Source organism: Pseudomonas sp. BF-R-26 (assembly GCF_019947395.1).
GTDB lineage: Bacteria > Pseudomonadota > Gammaproteobacteria > Pseudomonadales > Pseudomonadaceae > Aquipseudomonas > Aquipseudomonas farris.
In genome coordinates this window covers 383,194-403,752 of sequence record NZ_JAGYGK010000002.1, presented here as the reverse complement: position 1 = coordinate 403,752, position 20,559 = coordinate 383,194, and the positions used below count along the sequence as shown (strand labels likewise).

Below are 20,559 nucleotides of genomic sequence, written 5' to 3'. Positions count from 1 at the left end.
TCTGGAACCTGTCCGGCAGCCGCATAGAGTGGATACCGTTCCAACTAAATCTGTGCTGCGAGGATAAAAACAATGAACGACAGCATTTACCTCTCGATTCAAAACAGCTCGCGCTTCAAAGAGCTGGTCAGCAAGAGAGAACGATTCGCCTGGATTCTTTCAGCGATCATGCTTGGGCTGTACTCCGGATTCATCCTTTTAATTGCTTACGGGCCGCATATTCTGGGCGCGAAAATCAGCCCTGAGTCATCGATTACCTGGGGCATTCCGATTGGTGTCGGGCTGATTGTTTCGGCCTTCATCCTGACGGGCATCTACGTGCGACGCGCCAATGGCGAATTCGACGACTTGAACAATGCGATTCTCAAGGAGGCTCAGCAATGATCCGGCGTCTTATGGCTCTATTGAGCATCGCAGCTTTTGCACCTGGCGCCTGGGCGGCTGAAGCCCTGACGGGTGCAGTGCAGAAACAACCGCTCAACGTTTCCGCGATCCTGATGTTCGTGGCATTCGTGGGTGCGACCCTGTGCATCACTTACTGGGCTTCCAAGAAAAACAACTCGGCCGCCGACTACTATGCGGCGGGCGGCAAGATCACCGGTTTCCAGAACGGTCTGGCGATTGCCGGTGACTACATGTCCGCGGCGTCCTTCCTGGGTATTTCCGCCCTGGTGTTCACCTCCGGCTACGATGGCCTGATCTACTCGATCGGCTTCCTGGTGGGCTGGCCGATCATTCTGTTCCTGATCGCCGAGCGCCTGCGCAACCTGGGCAAGTACACCTTTGCCGATGTGGCGTCCTATCGCCTCGGGCAAACACAGATCCGATCGCTGTCGGCGTGTGGTTCGCTGGTGGTGGTGGCGTTCTACCTGATCGCGCAAATGGTTGGTGCCGGCAAGCTGATTCAGCTGCTGTTCGGTCTCGACTATCACGTTGCGGTGATCCTGGTCGGTATCCTGATGTGCATGTACGTGCTGTTCGGCGGCATGCTGGCGACCACTTGGGTGCAGATCATCAAGGCGGTGCTGTTGCTGTCCGGTGCCTCGTTCATGGCGCTGATGGTGATGAAGCACGTCAACTTCGACTTCAACGCGCTGTTCTCCGAGGCGATCAAGGTTCACCCTAAAGGTGAAGCGATCATGAGCCCGGGCGGCCTGGTGAAAGATCCGATCTCGGCGTTCTCCCTCGGCCTGGCGCTGATGTTCGGTACCGCTGGCCTGCCGCACATTCTGATGCGCTTCTTCACCGTGAGCGACGCTAAAGAAGCACGTAAAAGCGTGCTGTATGCAACCGGCTTCATTGGCTACTTCTACATCCTGACCTTCATCATCGGCTTCGGCGCGATCCTGCTGGTCAGCACCAACCCGGCCTTCAAAGATGCGGCTGGCGCGCTGATGGGCGGCAACAACATGGCGGCGGTGCATTTGGCCAACGCGGTGGGTGGCAGTATCTTCCTGGGCTTCATCTCGGCGGTGGCGTTCGCAACCATCCTGGCGGTGGTAGCTGGTCTGACCCTGGCCGGTGCTTCGGCGGTGTCCCATGACCTGTATGCCAGTGTGATCAAGAAGGGCAAGGCCAACGAGAAGGACGAGATCCGTGTCTCGAAAATCACCACCATTGCTTTGGCGGTGCTGGCGATCGGCCTGGGTATTCTGTTCGAGAAGCAGAACATCGCGTTCATGGTGGGCCTGGCGTTCTCCATCGCGGCGAGCTGTAACTTCCCGGTGCTGCTGCTTTCGATGTACTGGAAGAAGCTGACGACTCGCGGTGCGATGATCGGCGGCTGGCTGGGTCTGATCAGTGCTGTTGGCTTGATGGTGTTGGGGCCAACCATTTGGGTGCAGATCCTGGGTCACGAGAAGGCGATCTTCCCGTATGAATACCCGGCGCTGTTCTCCATGGCCATTGCGTTTGTCGGGATCTGGTTCTTCTCGGTCACTGACAAGTCGGCCGAGGGTGTGAACGAACGTGCGTTGTTCTTCCCGCAGTTTGTTCGTTCGCAGACCGGGTTGGGGGCGAGTGGGGCGGTTTCGCACTAAGGCTTCTATATATAAGCTGCGCTAAAACGAATGCCCCGGTTGAGAGACTGGGGCATTTTTTATTGGGCGGTTATCGCCCCTTGTAGGAGCGAGCGGTGCGGCGATCCGACTTGCCCGCGAAGGCGGCCTGATAGCCGACCGGGCTCCATGGTTGTGTACATATCCGTTTCTGCGGTTATGGCCGCCTATGGTTTCGCTTTTACAGCGAGTCACTTTCGAAAAGCGCGAAAGTAACCAAAGCGCTTTTGCCCCGCCATTCGGTGCCTCGCTTAGGCTCGGCATGCCCTCACTCCGGCATTGCTCCGGGGGCCCGCCGCCATCGGCCATCCATGGCCGGGGGCGGCTACCGCGGCATCCTTGCCGCGGTGCCCCCTGCGCAACGCCTGCGTTCGGCCTCTGGGAAAGGGGCAACAGATCAAGATCAAGATCAAAAGCCAAAGCAACGGCAAGATCAACAGCTTCGCGAGCAGGCTCGCTCCCACAGTTGGACTGGGTGCATCTCGGGAAGATTGATCGGCTGACGGGTCGCCATCGCAGGCAAGCCAGCTCCCACAGTTGGACTGGGTACATCCCGGGAAGATTGGTCGGCTGACAGGCCGCCATCGCAGCGATGCGGCGACCCGACAAGCCCGCTCCCACAAAAAATCAGAGCACATCCGCCTTGCCTTTCACCACTCAACAGGCCGAGCGTTAGCTCGCCTGCAGCTTTTGATGTTGACGCACCGCCCCCTTGAGAGGCCGAGTGGAGGTTCTGCGCAGTGGGCAACCCGGCATGGATGGCCGATGGCACCGAGCGACAGGGGCAGAAGCGCTTTGGTTACTTTCGCGCTTTTCGAAAGTGACTCGCTGTAAAAGCGAAACCGCCAGCCGGCGCAATCGAAGAAACGGATATGTACACAACCATGGAGCCCGGTCGACCCTCAGGCCGCCGAGTAATTCAACATCAGGCACAAACAAAAACGGCCCCTATCTAAATAGAGGCCGTTCCCGGTACAGCTCAAGACATTATCGCAAGACAGGTCTTATTCGCGGTCTTCCAGCTTGGTGATGTCGCGCGACTCGTAGCCGGTGTACAACTGGCGCGGGCGGCCGATCTTGTACGGGCTGGAGAGCATTTCTTTCCAGTGGGAGATCCAGCCGACAGTCCGCGCCAGGGCGAAGATCACGGTGAACATGCTGGTTGGAATGCCGATCGCCTTGAGGATGATCCCCGAGTAGAAGTCGACGTTCGGGTACAGCGAGCGTTCGATGAAGTACGGATCGGTCAGGGCGATCTCTTCCAGGCGCATGGCCAGTTCGAGCTGCGGATCGTTGGTGATGCCCAGCTCTTTCAGTACTTCGTCGCAGGTTTGCTTCATGACGGTGGCGCGTGGGTCGCGGTTCTTGTAAACCCGGTGACCGAAGCCCATCAATTTGAACGGATCGTTCTTGTCCTTGGCCTTGGCGATGTACTTGTCGATGTTCGAAACATCGCCAATCTCGTCAAGCATGGTCAGAACGGCTTCGTTCGCACCGCCGTGGGCAGGGCCCCACAGTGCAGCGATACCGGCGGCGATACAGGCGAACGGGTTGGCACCCGACGAACCGGCCAGACGTACGGTAGAAGTCGATGCGTTTTGCTCGTGGTCGGCATGGAGGATGAAGATCCGGTCCATGGCCTTGGCGAGTACCGGGCTGATCGGTTTGATCTCGCACGGGGTGTTGAACATCATGTGCAGGAAGTTTTCCGCGTACGACAGGTCGTTGCGCGGGTACATCATGGGTTGGCCCATGGAGTACTTGTAAACCATTGCGGCCAAGGTCGGCATCTTGGCAACCAGGCGGATCGCGGAGATTTCGCGATGCTGCGGGTTATTGATGTCGAGGGAGTCGTGGTAGAAGGCCGAGAGGGCGCCAACTACGCCGCACATGACGGCCATCGGGTGGGCGTCGCGACGGAAGCCGTTGAAGAAGGTCTTCAATTGCTCGTGAACCATGGTGTGGTTCTTCACGGTGCCTACGAACTGGGCCTTCTGCTCTGCGGTCGGCAATTCGCCGTTGAGCAGCAGATAGCAGGTTTCCAGGTAGTCCGACTTTTCAGCCAGCTGTTCGATCGGGTAGCCGCGGTGCAGCAGAATGCCGTTGTCGCCGTCGATATAGGTGATCTTCGACTCGCAGGAGGCAGTCGACATGAAACCAGGGTCAAAGGTGAAACGGCCCGTGGCCGTCAGGCCCCGAACGTCGATAACATCGGGACCAACGGTGCCGGTTAAAATGGGCAGCTCGACGGGGGCTGCGCCCTCGATGATCAACTGCGCTTTTTTGTCAGCCATGTGGCCTCCTATTTATGCTTGAAATCATCAGACAGACCCCCCACGCAGGGCCCGCACCACTATAGTGAGATAAATTCGAATGTCAATTTGCCTAAAGTCTTGCTCCAGAAGGCTTTAACCGGACTTTTTCCTCGAAATTGACTGCCGTTTACGCCTTTTATCTCACTTGTGCAATCAGCTATTAGGGGAAGGTGAACGCGTTGTCATTAGTAGCCTAACTGTCTATACTCGGCCACCGACCGCCAGGGGCTTTTGGGCCTGCTTTATTGGGGGTCGCATCCCTGGGTGGTGGTTACCTGACCAGTGCACTCCCCAACAACTTTGCCCTGATTGTTAGGGGCTCTTCAGTGTGAAAAAAAAGCCGTGAAAAGCCAACGACCTGTAAACCTAGACCTAAGGACCATCAAACTCCCCATCACCGGCGTTACGTCGTTTCTTCACCGTGTTTCCGGCATCATCCTCTTCCTGGGCCTTGGCTTCATGCTGTATGCATTGGGCAAGTCTCTGGGTTCCGAGGAAGGTTTTGCCGAGGTGAAGGCATGCTTGACCAGTCCGCTGGCCAAGTTCGTAGCATGGGGCCTCCTGTCCGCTCTTCTGTATCACCTGGTAGCCGGTGTGCGCCACTTGATCATGGATATGGGCATCGGCGAGACGCTTGAAGGCGGCCGCCTGGGCTCGAAAATTATCATCGCCGTTTCCGTGGTGTTGATCGTTCTGGCAGGAGTTTGGATATGGTAACCAGCGTTACGAACCTTTCGCGTTCGGGCCTCTATGACTGGATGGCGCAACGTGTGTCTGCGGTTGTTCTCGCGGCTTATTTCATCTTCCTGATCGGATACCTCGTTGCGAATCCAGGCATTGGCTATGACCAGTGGCATGCCCTGTTCGCCCACAACGGGATGCGTATCTTCAGTCTGCTGGCCCTTGTAGCCCTGGGCGCTCACGCCTGGGTCGGCATGTGGACCATCGCGACCGACTACCTGACGCCGATGGCGCTGGGCAAGTCCGCGACTGCAGTACGTTTCCTTTTCCAGGCAGTATGCGGCGTTGCGATGTTCGCTTACTTCGTCTGGGGTGTGCAGATTCTCTGGGGTATCTGATTCATGGCTAACATTCCAACGATTTCTTTCGACGCCATCATCATTGGTGGTGGCGGTGCCGGCATGCGCGCTGCGCTGCAACTGGCACAGGGCGGTCACAAGACTGCCGTGATCACCAAGGTTTTCCCGACTCGTTCGCACACCGTGTCGGCCCAGGGCGGCATCACTTGCGCCATTGCGTCTGCCGATCCGAACGATGACTGGCGCTGGCACATGTACGATACCGTCAAGGGTTCCGACTATATCGGTGACCAGGACGCTATCGAATACATGTGTCAGGAAGGTCCTGCCGCCGTATACGAGTTGGACCACATGGGTATGCCGTTCTCGCGTACCGAACAGGGTCGTATCTACCAGCGTCCATTCGGCGGTCAGTCGAAGGATTACGGTAAAGGTGGCCAGGCCGCCCGTACCTGCGCCGCTTCCGACCGTACCGGTCACGCGCTGCTGCACACCCTTTATCAGGGCAACCTGAAAGCTGGCACCACGTTCCTGAACGAGTACTACGCTGTTGATCTGGTGAAAAACCAGGAAGGCGCATTCGTCGGCGTGATTGCCATCTGCATCGAAACCGGTGAAACCACCTACATCCGTGCCAAGGCCACCGTACTGGCCACCGGCGGTGCAGGTCGTATCTACGCTTCGACCACCAACGCCCTGATCAACACCGGTGACGGCGTTGGTATGGCGCTGCGTGCCGGCGTACCGGTACAAGACATCGAAATGTGGCAGTTCCACCCGACCGGCATCGCCGGCGCCGGTGTACTGGTCACCGAAGGTTGCCGTGGTGAAGGTGGTTACCTGATCAACAAGCACGGCGAGCGTTTCATGGAGCGTTATGCTCCGAACGCCAAAGACCTTGCCGGTCGTGACGTTGTTGCCCGTTCGATGGTTAAAGAAATCATCGCCGGTAACGGTTGCGGTCCGAATGGCGACCACGTAATGCTCAAACTCGACCACTTGGGCGAGGAAGTGCTGCACAGCCGTCTGCCAGGCATCTGCGAACTGTCCAAGACTTTCGCACACGTTGACCCTGTTGTTGCTCCGGTTCCGGTTGTTCCGACCTGCCACTATATGATGGGCGGCGTTCCGACCAACATTCACGGTCAGGCAATCACCCAGAACGACGAAGGCGTCGACGAAATCATCCCTGGCCTGTTCGCAGTGGGTGAAGTGGCGTGCGTATCGGTTCACGGCGCCAACCGTCTGGGCGGCAACTCGCTGCTCGACCTGGTGGTATTCGGCCGCGCTGCCGGCCTGCACCTGGAAAAAGCGCTGACCGACGGTATCGAATACGATGAGGCCACCGACGCTGACATCACCGCGGCCCTGGCACGTCTGTCCGCTTTGAACGAGCGTACCGAAGGTGAAGACGTGGCAACCCTGCGTCGCGAACTGCAAAACTGCATGCAGAACTACTTCGGTGTGTTCCGCACCGGCGAATACATGCAGAAGGGTATTGCTCAGCTGGCTGATCTGCGTGGCCGTATCGCCAACGTCAAGATCAACGACAAGAGCCAGGCGTTCAACACCGCGCGTATCGAAGCGCTGGAACTGCAGAACCTGCTGGAAGTGGCCGAAGCCACTGCCATCGCTGCAGAAGTACGCAAAGAGTCCCGCGGTGCTCACGCCCGTGAAGACTTCGAAGACCGTGACGACGAAAACTGGCTGTGCCACACCCTGTACTTCCCGGGTGACAAGCGCGTGACCAAGCGTGCTGTGAACTTCTCGCCGAAGACTGTTCCGACTTTTGAACCTAAGATTCGGACTTATTAAGGGTGGCCGCCATGTTGCAAGTCAGTGTTTATCGTTACAACCCTGATCAGGACGCTGCGCCGTTCATGCAGGAATTCCAGGTTGATACCGGTGGTAAAGACCTGATGGTGCTGGACGTGCTGGCCCTGATCAAAGAGCAGGACGAAGGTTTCTCCTATCGTCGCTCTTGCCGTGAAGGTGTTTGCGGTTCCGACGGCATGAACATCAACGGCAAGAACGGTCTGGCGTGCATCACGCCGCTGTCTGCCGTCGTAAAACGTAACAAGCTGATCGTCCGTCCGCTGCCAGGTTTGCCGGTTATCCGTGACCTGGTCGTCGATATGAGCATCTTCTACAAGCAATACGAAAAGGTTAAGCCATACCTGCAGAACGACACGCCGGCTCCGGCCATCGAGCGTCTGCAGTCCCCTGAAGAGCGTGAAAAGCTCGACGGTCTGTACGAGTGCATCCTGTGTGCTTGCTGCTCGACTTCGTGCCCGTCCTTCTGGTGGAACCCGGACAAGTTCCTGGGTCCGGCTGCTCTGCTGCAAGCTTATCGCTTCCTGGCAGACAGCCGCGACAACAAGACGTCCGAGCGTCTGGCTTCGCTGGATGACCCGTTCAGCGTATTCCGCTGCCGGGGCATCATGAACTGCGTCAACGTTTGTCCGAAAGGCCTGAACCCGACTAAGGCCATCGGTCACATTCGTAACATGCTGCTGCAAAGCGGCGTGTGATTCAGCTGCTGTACCCGTAGGACCGCAATACCCGTAGATGCTACGGCGCAGGCTTCAACCGGCGCCGTAGTTTTAACCTGAGCAGCAGCTTATAAGGCTGCAGCTCTTATTTTGAAGAAATGAGACAAGCAGGGGCATCCGGGCTGGTACCCGGACTATCAGCGTGATCCTAAGTGGCTTGTTTTAGTCGCTGCATTCGGACTTCTGCAAGTTTTCTCGGTGTCGACGCCGGTGGTGTTCCCCTAACCGAGGGTGACCAAGCATGCAAGAAAGCGTGATGCAGCGCATGTGGAACAGCGCCTACCTATCCGGTAGTAACGCTGCCTATGTGGAAGAGCTCTACGAGCTCTACCTGCACGACCCTAACGCTGTGCCAGAAGAGTGGCGCACCTACTTCCAGAAGTTGCCTGCTGATGGCAACACTGCCACCGATGTTTCGCACTCCACAATTCGCGATCATTTCGTCTTGCTGGCAAAGAACCAGCGCCGCGCCCAACCGGTTTCCGCCGGCAGCGTGAGCAGTGAGCACGAGAAGAAGCAAGTTGAAGTGCTGCGATTGATCCAGGCCTACCGTATGCGTGGCCACCAGGCAGCCCAGCTTGACCCGCTGGGGCTGTGGCAGCGTCCTGCACCTGCAGACCTGTCAATCAATCATTACGGCTTGACCAATGCCGATCTTGATACGACCTTCCGTGCCGGCGACCTGTTCATCGGCAAAGAGGAGGCGAGCCTACGCGAAATTCACGAAGCGTTGCAGCAGACATATTGCCGCACCATCGGCGCTGAATTTACGCATATCACCGATTCCGAGCAGCGCCAGTGGTTCCAGCAGCGTCTGGAAAGCGTGCGCGGCCGTCCGACGTACTCCGTCGACATCAAGAGCCACCTGCTTGAGCGCGTCACTGCCGGTGAAGGCCTGGAAAAATACCTCGGGACCAAATACCCGGGTACCAAGCGTTTCGGTCTGGAAGGCGGCGAGAGCCTGATTCCGATGCTCGACGAGCTGATCCAGCGTTCCGGCTCCTACGGCACCAAGGAAATCGTGATCGGCATGGCCCACCGTGGTCGTCTGAACGTACTGGTCAATACCTTCGGCAAGAACCCGCGCGAGCTGTTCGATGAGTTCGAAGGCAAGAAGAAGGTCGAGCTGGGGTCCGGTGACGTTAAATATCACCAGGGCTTCTCGTCCAACGTGATGACTACCGGCGGTGAAGTTCACCTGGCCATGGCGTTCAACCCTTCCCACCTGGAAATCGTTTCCCCGGTGGTCGAGGGTTCGGTTCGCGCCCGTCAGGATCGTCGTAACGATCCTACCGGCGAGAAGGTTTTGCCGATCTCCATCCACGGTGACGCGGCATTCGCCGGTCAAGGTGTGGTGATGGAAACCTTCCAGATGTCGCAGACCCGCGGTTTCAAGACCGGCGGTACCGTGCACATCGTGATCAACAACCAGGTTGGTTTCACCATCAGCAACCCGCTGGACTCGCGCTCCACCGAGTACGCGACCGACGTTGCGAAGATGATCCAGGCGCCGATCCTCCATGTGAATGGTGATGATCCGGAAGCCGTGTTGTTCGTGACCCAGCTGGCCATCGACTACCGCATGCAGTTCAAGCGTGACGTGGTGATCGACCTGGTCTGCTACCGTCGTCGCGGCCACAACGAGGCCGACGAGCCTAGCGGCACCCAGCCAATCATGTATCAGCAGATCACCAAGCAGCGCACCACCCGTGAGCTGTATGCCGATCGTCTGACCCAGGGCGGTGTGCTGGACGCAGAGCGTGTTCAGGCGAAAGTCGACGAATACCGCAATGCGCTGGACAACGGTCTGCATGTTGTAAAAAGCCTGGTCAAAGAGCCGAACAAAGAGTTGTTCGTGGACTGGCGTCCGTATCTGGGCCACGCCTGGACCGCGCGTCACGACACTCGCTTCGATCTGAAAACCTTGCAGGAACTGTCCGCCAAGCTGCTGGAAATTCCGGAAGGCTTCGTGGTTCAGCGCCAAGTCTCGAAAATCTACGAAGACCGTCAGAAAATGCAAGCCGGCGGCCTGCCGATCAACTGGGGTTACGCCGAAACCATGGCGTACGCGACCCTGGCGTTCGAAGGCCACCCGATTCGCATGACGGGTCAGGACATCGGTCGCGGTACGTTCTCGCACCGTCACGCTGTCTTGCACAACCAGAAAGACGCGGGTACCTACGTCCCGCTGCAAAACCTGTACAAGGGCCAGCCACGTTTCGACCTGTACGATTCGTTCCTGTCCGAAGAAGCCGTGCTGGCGTTCGAATACGGTTACTCGACCACCACGCCTGAGGCGCTGGTGATCTGGGAAGCCCAGTTCGGCGACTTCGCCAACGGTGCCCAGGTGGTTATCGACCAGTTCATCACCAGTGGCGAGCACAAGTGGGGTCGTCTCTGCGGTCTGACCATGCTGCTGCCGCACGGTTATGAAGGTCAGGGTCCGGAGCACTCTTCGGCTCGTCTGGAGCGTTACCTGCAGCTGTGCGCCGAGCACAATATTCAGGTTGCCGTTCCGACTACGCCGGCCCAGATCTACCACTTGCTGCGTCGTCAGGTGATTCGCCCGTTGCGCAAGCCGTTGATCGTTCTGACTCCGAAGTCGCTGCTGCGTCACAAACTGGCCATCTCGACCCTGGAAGATCTGGCCGAAGGTTCGTTCCAGACCGTTATCCCGGAAATCGATGCCCTGGACCCGAAAAAGGTCGAGCGCGTTGTTCTGTGTAGCGGCAAGGTCTACTACGACCTGCTGGAAAAACGCCGTGCCGAAGGTCGTGATGACATCGCCATCGTGCGTATCGAGCAGCTGTACCCATTCCCTGAGGACGACTTGAACGAAGTCCTGGCTCCGTACACCAACCTCAAACATATCGTTTGGTGTCAGGAAGAGCCGATGAACCAGGGTGCCTGGTACTGCAGCCAACACCACATGCGCCGCATCGTTGGCAATCACGACAAGTCTCTCGTACTTGAGTACGCGGGCCGTGATGCTTCTGCTGCACCTGCTTGTGGTTATGCATCGATGCACGCTGAGCAGCAGGAACAACTGCTGCAAGACGCCTTTACTGTTTAACGCCTTCGCGCACCTGAAACCGAATTTAAGGACCCACAGATAATGGCTATCGAAATCAAAGCCCCCACTTTCCCGGAATCGGTTGCCGATGGCACCGTTGCCACCTGGCACAAAAAACCGGGCGACGCCGTCAAGCGCGATGACCTGATCGTCGACATCGAAACTGACAAAGTCGTACTGGAAGTGTTGGCCACCGCTGATGGCGTGCTGGGCGCTATCGTCAAGAACGAAGGCGACACCGTTCTGTCCGACGAAGTCCTGGGCTCCATCGAAGCGGGCGGCGCTGCTGCTGCTCCAGCTGCTGCCGCTGCTCCGGCCGCTGCACAAGCTGCTGCTCCAGCCGCTGAAGGCGAAGATGATCCTGTTGCTGCACCGGCTGCTCGCAAGCTGGCTGAAGAAAACGGCATCAACATTGCTTCCGTTGCCGGCACTGGCAAAGGCGGTCGTGTGACCAAGGAAGACGTAGTTGCCGCTGTAGCTGCCAAGAAAGCCGCTCCGGCTGCCGCGCCTGCCAAGGCTGCTGCGCCTGCCGCTGCTGCTCCGGTTTTCGCTGCCGGCGATCGCATCGAGAAGCGCGTACCGATGACTCGCGTGCGGGCCACCGTCGCCAAGCGTCTGGTTGAAGCTCAATCGAACATGGCGATGCTGACCACTTTCAACGAAGTCGACATGACCGAAGTCATGGCCCTGCGTTCGAAGTACAAGGACCTGTTCGAGAAGTCCCACAACGGCGTGCGCCTGGGCTTCATGTCGTTCTTCGTCAAGGCTGCCACCGAAGCGCTGAAACGCTTCCCGGCTGTCAACGCGTCGATCGACGGTGCTGACATCGTTTACCACGGCTACGCTGACGTCGGTGTTGCTGTTTCCAGCGACCGCGGCCTGGTTGTACCGGTTCTGCGTAACGCCGAACTGATGAGCCTGGCTGAAATCGAAGGCGGCATCGCCACCTTCGGCAAGAAGGCTCGTGACGGCAAGCTGTCGATGGACGAAATGACCGGTGGTACGTTCACCATCACCAACGGTGGTACTTTCGGTTCGATGATGTCGACTCCGATCGTCAATCCGCCACAAGCGGCCATCCTGGGCATGCACAACATTCTGCAGCGTCCTATGGCGATCAACGGTCAAGTCGTTATCCGTCCGATGATGTACCTCGCTCTGTCCTACGATCACCGTTTGATCGACGGCAAAGAAGCTGTGACCTTCCTGGTTACCATCAAGAACCTGCTGGAAGACCCGGCTCGTTTGCTGCTGGATATCTGATTTCGTTGCACGGGCCGCTCAGCGATGGGCGGCCCTTCTGTAATGACCAGCTTCGTCCCACGACGGTCCCCAAAAGGGGCCGTCCGGTTTGATTCGAGAAGGAATGACACATGACTCAGAAATTCGACGTGGTAGTGATTGGCGCGGGCCCTGGCGGCTACGTGGCTGCCATTAAAGCAGCGCAACTGGGCCTCTCCACTGCCTGCATCGAGAAATACACCGACAAGGAAGGCAAACTGGCCCTCGGCGGTACTTGCCTGAACGTCGGCTGCATTCCATCCAAGGCGCTGCTGGACAGCTCCTGGAAGTTCCACGAAGCCCAAGACGGCTTCGCGATCCACGGTATCAACCACGCTGGCGTGACCATGGACGTGCCAGCAATGGTCGGCCGTAAAGCCAACATCGTCAAAGGCCTGACCTCGGGTGTTGCCACCCTGTTCAAGGCTAACGGTGTGACCTCGATCCAGGGCCACGGCAAACTGCTGGCCGGCAAGAAAGTCGAAGTCACCAAGCCTGACGGTTCGGTAGAAATCATTGAAGCCGAGAACGTGATTCTGGCTCCAGGTTCGCGTCCGATCGACATTCCACCGGCTCCGGTCGACCAGAATGTGATCGTCGATTCGACTGGCGCGCTGGAATTCCAATCGGTTCCAAAACGTCTGGGCGTGATTGGCGCTGGCGTGATCGGTCTGGAACTGGGTTCGGTCTGGTCCCGTCTGGGCGCAGAAGTTACCGTTCTCGAAGCGCTGGACACCTTCCTGATGGCCGCTGACGCTGCCGTTTCCAAGGAAGCGCTGAAAACCCTGACCAAACAAGGTCTGGACATCAAGCTGGGCGCTCGCGTTACCGGTTCCAAAGTGAACGGCGACGAAGTCGTTGTGAACTACACCGATGCCAACGGCGAACAGAACATCACTTTCGACAAGCTGATCGTAGCCGTTGGTCGCCGTCCGGTGACCACTGATCTGCTGGCTGCCGATTGCGGCGTGACCCTGGACGAGCGCGGTTTCGTGCACGTTGACGATCACTGCGCCACCACCGTACCGGGCGTTTACGCCATCGGTGACGTGGTTCGCGGCATGATGCTGGCACACAAAGCCTCGGAAGAGGGCATCATGGTCGTTGAGCGCATCAAGGGCCACAAAGCCCAGATGAACTATGATTTGATCCCGTCTGTTATTTATACTCACCCGGAAATCGCGTGGGTCGGCAAAACCGAGCAGACCTTGAAGGCTGAAGGCGTTGAAGTTAACGTTGGCACCTTCCCGTTCGCAGCCAGTGGCCGTGCCATGGCAGCCAACGACACCGGCGGTTTCGTGAAAGTCATTGCCGATGCCAAGACTGACCGCGTATTGGGCGTCCACGTGATTGGTCCGAGCGCTGCAGAACTGGTTCAGCAGGGCGCGATCGGTATGGAATTCGGCACCAGCGCTGAAGACCTGGGCATGATGGTTTTCTCCCATCCGACCCTGTCTGAAGCCTTGCACGAAGCAGCTTTGGCTGTGAATGGCGGCGCCATCCACATCGCCAACCGCAAGAAGCGTTAAGACAATAAGAAACCACGGCGGTACGGCCCGTCGTGAGCCTTGCATGCAAGACTCACCGCGGAATGTCCGCTGGACGCAGTCTTGCGTAGCTCAGCTACGCAAGCAGCAGTCACAGGTGGTGCGGCACTTCAACTAGTGCAGCACCGAATGCGCAGTACCTAACGAAGACGGTAATAAGCATGAATCTTCACGAGTATCAGGGTAAGCAGCTGTTCGCTGAGTACGGCCTGCCAGTTTCCACCGGCTACGCAGTAGACACCCCGGAAGCAGCAGCAGAAGCTTGCGACAAAATCGGCGGCACCGAGTGGGTTGTCAAAGCCCAGGTCCACGCTGGTGGTCGCGGTAAAGCGGGCGGCGTAAAGCTGGTTCGCAGCAAAGAAGACGCCAAAGCATTCGCTCAACAGTGGTTGGGCAAGCGTCTGGTGACTTACCAGACTGATGCCAATGGTCAGCCAGTCACCAAGATCCTGGTTGAATCGTGCACTGATATCGCTAAAGAGCTGTACCTGGGCGCTGTCGTTGACCGTTCGAGCCGTCGCATCGTGTTCATGGCTTCCACCGAAGGTGGCGTGGACATCGAGAAAATCGCTCACGACACCCCTGAGAAAATCCTCAAGGCCACTATCGATCCACTGGTTGGCGCTCAGCCATTCCAGGGTCGCGAGCTGGCATTCCAGCTGGGTCTGGAAGGCAAGCAAGTTGCTCAGTTCGCCAAGATCTTCGTAGGTCTGGCCAAGCTGTTCAAGGATCACGACCTGGCTCTGCTGGAAGTGAACCCGCTGGTGATCAAGGCTGACGGCGATCTGCATTGCCTCGACGCCAAGATCAACATCGACGCCAACGCCATGTACCGTCAGCCTAAGCTGAAGACTTTCCACGATCCGTCGCAAGACGATCCGCGCGAAGCGCACGCTGCCAAGTTCGAACTGAACTACGTAGCACTGGAAGGCAACATCGGTTGCATGGTCAACGGTGCTGGCCTGGCCATGGGTACCATGGACATCGTCAACCTGCATGGCGGCAAACCAGCCAACTTCCTCGACGTGGGCGGCGGTGCTACCAAAGAACGCGTTACCGAAGCGTTCAAGATCATCCTGTCCGACACTAACGTCGCTGCAGTATTGGTCAACATCTTCGGCGGCATCGTTCGTTGCGACATGATTGCCGAAGGCATCATCGGCGCTGTGAAAGAAGTCGGCGTGAAAATCCCGGTTGTTGTTCGCCTTGAAGGCAACAACGCTGAGCTGGGCGCTAAAGTACTGGCAGAAAGCGGTTTGAACATCATCGCTGCTACCAGCCTGACCGACGCTGCTCAACAAGTCGTTAAAGCTGCGGAGGGCAAATAATGAGCGTCCTGATCAATAAAGACACCAAAGTTATCTGCCAGGGTATTACCGGTTCGCAAGGTAGTTTCCACACCCAGCAAGCCATCGAATACGGCACCAAGATGGTTGGTGGCGTAACTCCTGGCAAAGGCGGCACCGAGCACCTGGGTCTGCCAGTGTTCAACACCGTGAAAGACGCTGTAGCTGCCACTGGCGCCACCGCCAGCGTGATCTACGTTCCAGCTCCTTTCTGCAAGGACTCCATCCTGGAAGCAGCATTCGGCGGCATCAAGCTGATCGTTTGCATCACTGAAGGCATTCCTACCCTGGACATGCTGGATGCCAAGGTCAAGTGCGACGAACTGGGCGTAGTCCTGATCGGTCCTAACTGCCCAGGCGTGATCACTCCAGGCGAATGCAAGATCGGCATCATGCCAGGTCACATTCACTTGCCAGGCAAAGTCGGTATCGTTTCCCGTTCCGGCACCCTGACCTACGAAGCTGTGAAGCAGACTACTGACGCCGGTTTCGGTCAGTCGACTTGCGTCGGCATCGGTGGTGACCCGATCCCGGGTTCGAACTTCATCGACATCCTGAAGCTGTTCCAGGAAGACCCGAAGACCGAAGCGATCGTAATGATCGGTGAGATCGGCGGTTCGGCTGAAGAAGAAGCGGCTGCCTACATCAAGGCAAACGTGACCAAGCCGGTTGTTTCCTACATCGCTGGTGTGACTGCCCCAGCGGGCAAGCGCATGGGCCATGCTGGCGCAATCATCTCTGGCGGCAAAGGCACTGCAGACGAGAAGTTTGCTGCCCTGGAAGACGCAGGCGTTAAAACCGTGCGTTCGCTGGCAGACATCGGTAAGGCTTTGTCCGAGCTGACCGGTTGGGCGATCAAGTAAGCCTCGCGCTTAGCTGACGCTTCACCAAACAAAGGCCACCTTCGGGTGGCCTTTGTCGTTTCCGGGTGATCGTTCCCACGCTCTGCGTGGGAATGCCGTCAGGGACGCTCCGCGTTCCGTCTTTGAATGTGACGCAGAGCGTCACGGGATACATTTCCACGCAGAGCGTGGGAATGATCTGTGCCAAGGTAGGAAAATTAGGTATGTAAACGCGACATTGAAGTGTCGCGTATCGGATAGTTCGCCCCGTAACAGTGCGTTTGTCGTGCAAATTCGTTAGGCTAGCAGCCATTTTTGCGTCCGCGGCCCACAAGGCAGCGACGCGCTAAACGGGTTGGTCCTATACGGGCCGACAGCATTTCCCTCACCCATAAGGGAAATCCCTCTCTAAATTCCGATTCAGTAGTGTGGTATTTCCTTAATGAAAGTGTTGAAAGGCCAGGACATCCTGGCACTGGGTTTTATGACGTTTGCCCTGTTCGTCGGGGCTGGCAATATCATCTTCCCGCCTATCGTCGGTTTGCAGTCCGGGCCTAATGTCTGGATGGCGGCGCTGGGTTTTCTGATCACCGCGGTCGGTCTGCCGGTGATCACCGTTGTCGCCCTGGCCAAGGTCGGTGGTGCAATGGATGCCTTGAGCAGCCCGATCGGTAAAGTCGCCGGTGGCCTGCTGGCAGCCGCATGCTACCTCGCTGTCGGCCCGTTGTTCGCGACGCCGCGCACTGCGACCGTGTCGTTTGAAGTGGGCCTGGCGCCGCTGACTGGCGAGAGCCCGCTGGCGCTGTTTCTCTATAGCTCGGTGTACTTCCTGCTGGTGTTCTTCATCTCGCTCTATCCGGGCCGTCTGCTGGACACCGTAGGACGTTTCCTTGCACCGCTGAAGATCATCGCTCTGGCCGTTCTCGGCATTGCCGCGTTCGCGTTGCCGGCCGGTGATATCGGCGTGGCCACTCCTGAATATGTCGCCGCACCATTCTCCCAAGGCTTTATCAATGGTTACCTGACCATGGATACCCTGGGCGCGTTGGTATTCGGCATTGTCATCGTCAATGCGATCCGCTCCCGCGGCGTGGAATCGCCAGCGTTGATCACCCGTTACGCGATCATCGCCGGTCTGATTGCCGGCGTGGGCCTGGCGCTGGTTTACGTCAGTCTGTTTCGTCTCGGTTCGGGCAGCCATGAAGTGGCCGCCGGTGCTGCCAACGGCGCGGCGGTATTGCACGCGTATGTTCAGCACACATTCGGTTCGCTCGGCAGCGGTTTCCTTGCGGTGCTGATCTCCTTGGCCTGCCTGGTGACAGCGGTCGGTCTGACGTGTGCCTGTGCCGAATACTTCAGTCGTGTACTGCCACTGTCCTACAAGACGCTGGTGATCATCCTGGCAGCGTTCTCCCTGTTGGTGTCCAACCTGGGTCTCACCAAGCTGATTGCTTTCTCGATCCCGGTGCTGACCGCCATCTACCCGCCGTGCATCGCCCTGGTAGCCCTGAGCTTCTGCAAGGACTTCTGGCATGAGCAGGGCCGCATCGTCGGTCCTGTGATGCTGGTGTCGTTCATCTTCGGCCTGATCGATGCGCTCAAGGGTGCTGGTCTGGCTGACTGGATGCCGACTCAACTGACTCATCTGCCGCTGAGCGAGCAAGGTCTGGCGTGGCTGGTGCCGTCGTTCATGACCCTGGTGGTTGCCGTGGTCTGCGATCGTCTGCTGGGCAAGCGCGCCGAAGCGTTGGCTTAAGCTGCTTCATGGCCCGCCACAAGCGGGCCTTGAGTTGTCCTGCACAAAAATAGAAATGCCCCGTATCAATCGATACGGGGCATTTTTTATGGGCGGGATGCGGTGTCTTTTTCCTTGCGCTAACGTCGAAGCATTGCCAAATCACATCACAAGGACCTGCATGTCGTTCATCCACGCCAATCTGATCCACATCCTCGCCGCGCTCTGGTTTGTCGTCTGCTGGGGCGGTTACACCCGTTACGCAACGTGGAAGGGCCGCGACACCGCGTGCCTGGCCAGCGTGCTGCACCTGTATCGCGAAGACTGGATGCGCCGCATGCTGTTGCGCGACAACCGCATTGCCGATGCCAGCGTGATCGGTAACCTGGAGCGCAATGCCTCGTTCTTCGCCTCCAGTACGCTGATTATCCTGGCCGGTATTCTCACGGTGTTGGGTGCATCCGACAGAGCCGTGTCGCTGCTGGCGGATATCCCGATGGTGCAACAGGCCTCCCAAGGGATGTCGGAGATCAAGTTGTTGTGCCTGGCGCTGGTGTTTGTCTATGCGTTCTTTACGTTCAGTTGGTGCATGCGTCAGTACAACTTTGCGGCGATTCTCGTGGGCTCGGCGCCGATGATCGGCGAGCGCCATGTGTCCGAGCAAGAGCGTAAAGCCTTCGCTTCCCGAGCCGCCCGTGTCATCTCCATGGCGGCCAACCAGTTTAACTTCGGTCTGCGTTCCTATTACTTCGGCATGACCATGCTGGCGTGGTTCGTCAGCCCCTGGTTGTTCATGTTGATGAGTGCCGGTGTCGTGCTCGTGTTGTATCGCCGCGAGTTTCACTCCGACGTTCTTGATGTGATGGTCTATACCCCTACAGAGGCGCCATTGCCTGAAGCAAACAAGGAGGCTGCTTGATGAGTATTCCGTTCTGGTGTGTGTTTATCAGCGCATTGTTGATTTACGTGGCAAAGATTCCGGTGGCCAAAGCCATGAACGAGCAGGGCGGTTACGACAATCACCTGCCGCGTCAGCAACAGGCCCAACTAACCGGTTTCGGCGCCCGCGCATTGGCGGCCCATCAGAACAGTTTCGAGGCGTTCATATTGTTTGCGGTAGGGGTGTTGATGGCGCACACCACGCAGACGGCGGGGTGGCTGATCGATACGCTGGCAATCATCTTCGTGATCACACGCATCATTTACTTGTTGTGCTATTGGGGAGATCTGGCCTGGCAGCGCAGTCTGGTGTGGTTCGTGGGTTTAGTGTGTTCGTTTTTGCTGATGATTAGTCCGACTTTTAGGACGATTTTGATCTAATACTGCATTGCAAACAAAAGCCGCAGATAAAAGAAAACCCGCACTTGGCGGGTTTTCTTTTATCACTAAAAACGCTTTTAGTTTTTAGGTGCTTCTGGCGCGGCTTCTTTTGTCGCTGCTTCGTTCGATTCGGCCTGAGCTTTGGCAGCTTCGGCGTTTTCTTTTGCTGCGTCGTTCACTTTATCCTGAGCTTCGCTCATTTTTTCCTGAGCTTGCTCGGCATGTTGGTTAGCATCTTGAGCTTTGTCCTCGGATTTTTTATCGCAAGCAGCGAGACCGAGGGAAGCGGTCAACATCAAGGCAATAGCTAAAGTCTTACGCATGGGGTGTTTCTCCTTATGGAAAATATCTACTGGCCTTTCGAGCACAGCGAATAGGGTTAAGTTCCTCAATTCGCACAGATATATAAGTTTGTTTTGCTGCGGAACTTTTGCCTTCTAGCCCGCTACTTTGCCCAGACACTAAGAAGAGTTTTATCAAATGGCCGAAAACCCCGTTTTTGAGCGTGCGACGCGATTCCTGTCGGCATTGCGGCATTGTCAGGTGCTTGGTTTGCGTGTTCACAGCGCCAGTAGCGAAGGGCTGACGGTGATTCTGCCGTACAGCCCGCAGATCGTCGGCAACCCGCAAACCGGGGTGATTCATGGCGGTGCGCTGACCTCACTGATGGACACTGCCTGCGGTATGGCCACCCTTTGCGTGTTGCCCGAGTTCGAAGTCTGTCCGACGCTCGACTTACGCATCGACTACATGCATGCCGCCGAGCCGCACAAGGACGTATACGGCTTCGCCCAATGCTACCGAGTGACCACCGACGTGATCTTCGCGCGCGGTTTTGCCTATCAGGACGACCCCGAACAGCCCATTGCCCATGTGGTGGGCACCTTCATGCGCATGGGCAAGGGCGTCAAAGGCTCCAAAGGTTTTGCCGGTGCCATTGCTGGAGCTGCGAAATGACCGACACGTTCAAGGAACAACTTCAACAGGCCCATGCGCAGGGGGACTACGCTTCGCTGCTGGACCTGATTCCCTACGCCAGACTGATCGGAGTTGAATGCTCGCGGGTGGGGGATGAGCTGCTGTTTCGTCTGCCGGCCAACAAGGACAACATTGGTAATCCTTTATTGCCAGCGATCCATGGCGGGGTGATTGCCGGGTTCATGGAGCTCTCGGCGGCACTGCACCTGCTGATCTTCACCGGCTCGCCCGGCGTGCCGAAGATTATCGACTTTTCCCTCGACTACCTGCGCGCGGGACAGTTTCGCGATACCTGGGCCAGATGCCAGGTGTGTCGTCAGGGGCGCCGGGTGGCAAACGTAGCGATTACCGCCTGGCAAAGCACTGAGGCCGAGCCCATTGCCACGGCCCGGGCTCACTTCAAAATCGAAGAGCCCTTGAAATCCTGATCTCAGCCCCCAACTCTGATGACAACCCGCCGCCGACCCTCAAGG

The 20,559-nt window shown here is 57.6% G+C and carries 18 protein-coding genes; 16 read left to right on the top strand and 2 right to left on the bottom strand.

The window, feature by feature from the left end:
- The first annotated feature begins 72 nt into the window (after positions 1–72).
- Together KGB18_RS04105 and KGB18_RS04100 are read left to right on the top strand one after the other, a co-directional pair.
- Positions 73–384 (top strand): DUF485 domain-containing protein, encoded by a 312-nt coding sequence (locus KGB18_RS04105; RefSeq protein ID WP_007894282.1) that lies wholly within the window; start codon positions 73–75, stop codon positions 382–384.
- A complete protein-coding gene (locus KGB18_RS04100) occupies positions 381–2,039 on the top strand; it encodes a cation acetate symporter (RefSeq protein WP_123720739.1) in 1,659 nt (552 codons plus the stop codon). The genes KGB18_RS04105 and KGB18_RS04100 overlap by 4 nt, the downstream gene beginning before the upstream one ends.
- Before the next feature lie 1,022 nt (positions 2,040–3,061).
- Here KGB18_RS04100 and gltA read toward each other — a convergent pair.
- Positions 3,062–4,351 carry a citrate synthase gene (gene gltA, locus KGB18_RS04095; protein ID WP_007898998.1) on the bottom strand — a complete coding sequence of 430 codons (1,290 nt, stop codon included), beginning with the start codon at positions 4,349–4,351 and terminating at the stop codon, positions 3,062–3,064.
- A 363-nt stretch (positions 4,352–4,714) separates the two neighbouring features.
- Between gltA and sdhC the strand changes: the two genes are divergently transcribed.
- The 12 genes from sdhC (at position 4,715) to KGB18_RS04035 (ending at position 19,108) form a co-directional block, all read left to right on the top strand.
- Positions 4,715–5,089 (top strand): succinate dehydrogenase, cytochrome b556 subunit, encoded by a 375-nt coding sequence (gene sdhC, locus KGB18_RS04090; protein ID WP_015096190.1) that lies wholly within the window; start codon positions 4,715–4,717, stop codon positions 5,087–5,089.
- Positions 5,083–5,451, top strand: coding sequence for a succinate dehydrogenase, hydrophobic membrane anchor protein (gene sdhD / locus KGB18_RS04085; RefSeq protein ID WP_008071469.1), 369 nt, complete (start codon positions 5,083–5,085; stop codon positions 5,449–5,451). Before sdhC ends, sdhD begins: the two co-directional genes overlap by 7 nt.
- A 3-nt stretch (positions 5,452–5,454) precedes the next feature.
- Complete coding sequence (sdhA, locus tag KGB18_RS04080; protein ID WP_123720740.1) at positions 5,455–7,227, top strand: succinate dehydrogenase flavoprotein subunit; 1,773 nt, start codon at positions 5,455–5,457, stop codon at positions 7,225–7,227.
- Positions 7,228–7,238: 11 nt separating this feature from the next.
- Positions 7,239–7,943: a succinate dehydrogenase iron-sulfur subunit gene (locus KGB18_RS04075; RefSeq protein ID WP_007898989.1), complete on the top strand. Its 705-nt coding sequence runs from the start codon at positions 7,239–7,241 to the stop codon at positions 7,941–7,943.
- A 262-nt stretch (positions 7,944–8,205) separates the two neighbouring features.
- Positions 8,206–11,037 (top strand): 2-oxoglutarate dehydrogenase E1 component, encoded by a 2,832-nt coding sequence (locus KGB18_RS04070; RefSeq protein ID WP_007898987.1) that lies wholly within the window; start codon positions 8,206–8,208, stop codon positions 11,035–11,037.
- Between the two features lie 42 nt (positions 11,038–11,079).
- Positions 11,080–12,300, top strand: coding sequence for a 2-oxoglutarate dehydrogenase complex dihydrolipoyllysine-residue succinyltransferase (odhB, locus tag KGB18_RS04065; RefSeq protein WP_010456848.1), 1,221 nt, complete (start codon positions 11,080–11,082; stop codon positions 12,298–12,300).
- Between the two features lie 110 nt (positions 12,301–12,410).
- Positions 12,411–13,847 (top strand): dihydrolipoyl dehydrogenase, encoded by a 1,437-nt coding sequence (gene lpdA / locus KGB18_RS04060; protein WP_007898983.1) that lies wholly within the window; start codon positions 12,411–12,413, stop codon positions 13,845–13,847.
- Between the two features lie 179 nt (positions 13,848–14,026).
- Complete coding sequence (sucC, locus tag KGB18_RS04055) at positions 14,027–15,193, top strand: ADP-forming succinate--CoA ligase subunit beta (RefSeq protein WP_007898980.1); 1,167 nt, start codon at positions 14,027–14,029, stop codon at positions 15,191–15,193.
- Positions 15,193–16,074, top strand: coding sequence for a succinate--CoA ligase subunit alpha (gene sucD, locus KGB18_RS04050; protein ID WP_007898976.1), 882 nt, complete (start codon positions 15,193–15,195; stop codon positions 16,072–16,074). Before sucC ends, sucD begins: the two co-directional genes overlap by 1 nt.
- A gap of 421 nt (positions 16,075–16,495) precedes the next feature.
- A complete protein-coding gene (brnQ, locus tag KGB18_RS04045; RefSeq protein ID WP_123720742.1) occupies positions 16,496–17,809 on the top strand; it encodes a branched-chain amino acid transport system II carrier protein in 1,314 nt (437 codons plus the stop codon).
- A 160-nt stretch (positions 17,810–17,969) separates the two neighbouring features.
- Complete coding sequence (locus KGB18_RS04040) at positions 17,970–18,707, top strand: DUF599 domain-containing protein (protein ID WP_048394339.1); 738 nt, start codon at positions 17,970–17,972, stop codon at positions 18,705–18,707.
- On the top strand, positions 18,707–19,108 hold the full coding sequence (locus KGB18_RS04035) for an MAPEG family protein (RefSeq protein ID WP_223569430.1): 402 nt from the start codon (positions 18,707–18,709) through the stop codon (positions 19,106–19,108). The genes KGB18_RS04040 and KGB18_RS04035 overlap by 1 nt, the downstream gene beginning before the upstream one ends.
- A 77-nt stretch (positions 19,109–19,185) precedes the next feature.
- Here KGB18_RS04035 and KGB18_RS04030 read toward each other — a convergent pair whose 3' ends face one another.
- Positions 19,186–19,431, bottom strand: coding sequence for a hypothetical protein (locus tag KGB18_RS04030; protein ID WP_123720744.1), 246 nt, complete (start codon positions 19,429–19,431; stop codon positions 19,186–19,188).
- Between the two features lie 157 nt (positions 19,432–19,588).
- Between KGB18_RS04030 and KGB18_RS04025 the strand changes: the two genes are divergently transcribed.
- Both KGB18_RS04025 and KGB18_RS04020 read left to right on the top strand, forming a co-directional pair.
- Complete coding sequence (locus tag KGB18_RS04025) at positions 19,589–20,065, top strand: PaaI family thioesterase (protein WP_123720745.1); 477 nt, start codon at positions 19,589–19,591, stop codon at positions 20,063–20,065.
- Positions 20,062–20,514 carry a PaaI family thioesterase gene (locus KGB18_RS04020; RefSeq protein WP_030131718.1) on the top strand — a complete coding sequence of 151 codons (453 nt, stop codon included), beginning with the start codon at positions 20,062–20,064 and terminating at the stop codon, positions 20,512–20,514. Before KGB18_RS04025 ends, KGB18_RS04020 begins: the two co-directional genes overlap by 4 nt.
- The last annotated feature ends 45 nt before the right edge of the window (positions 20,515–20,559 follow it).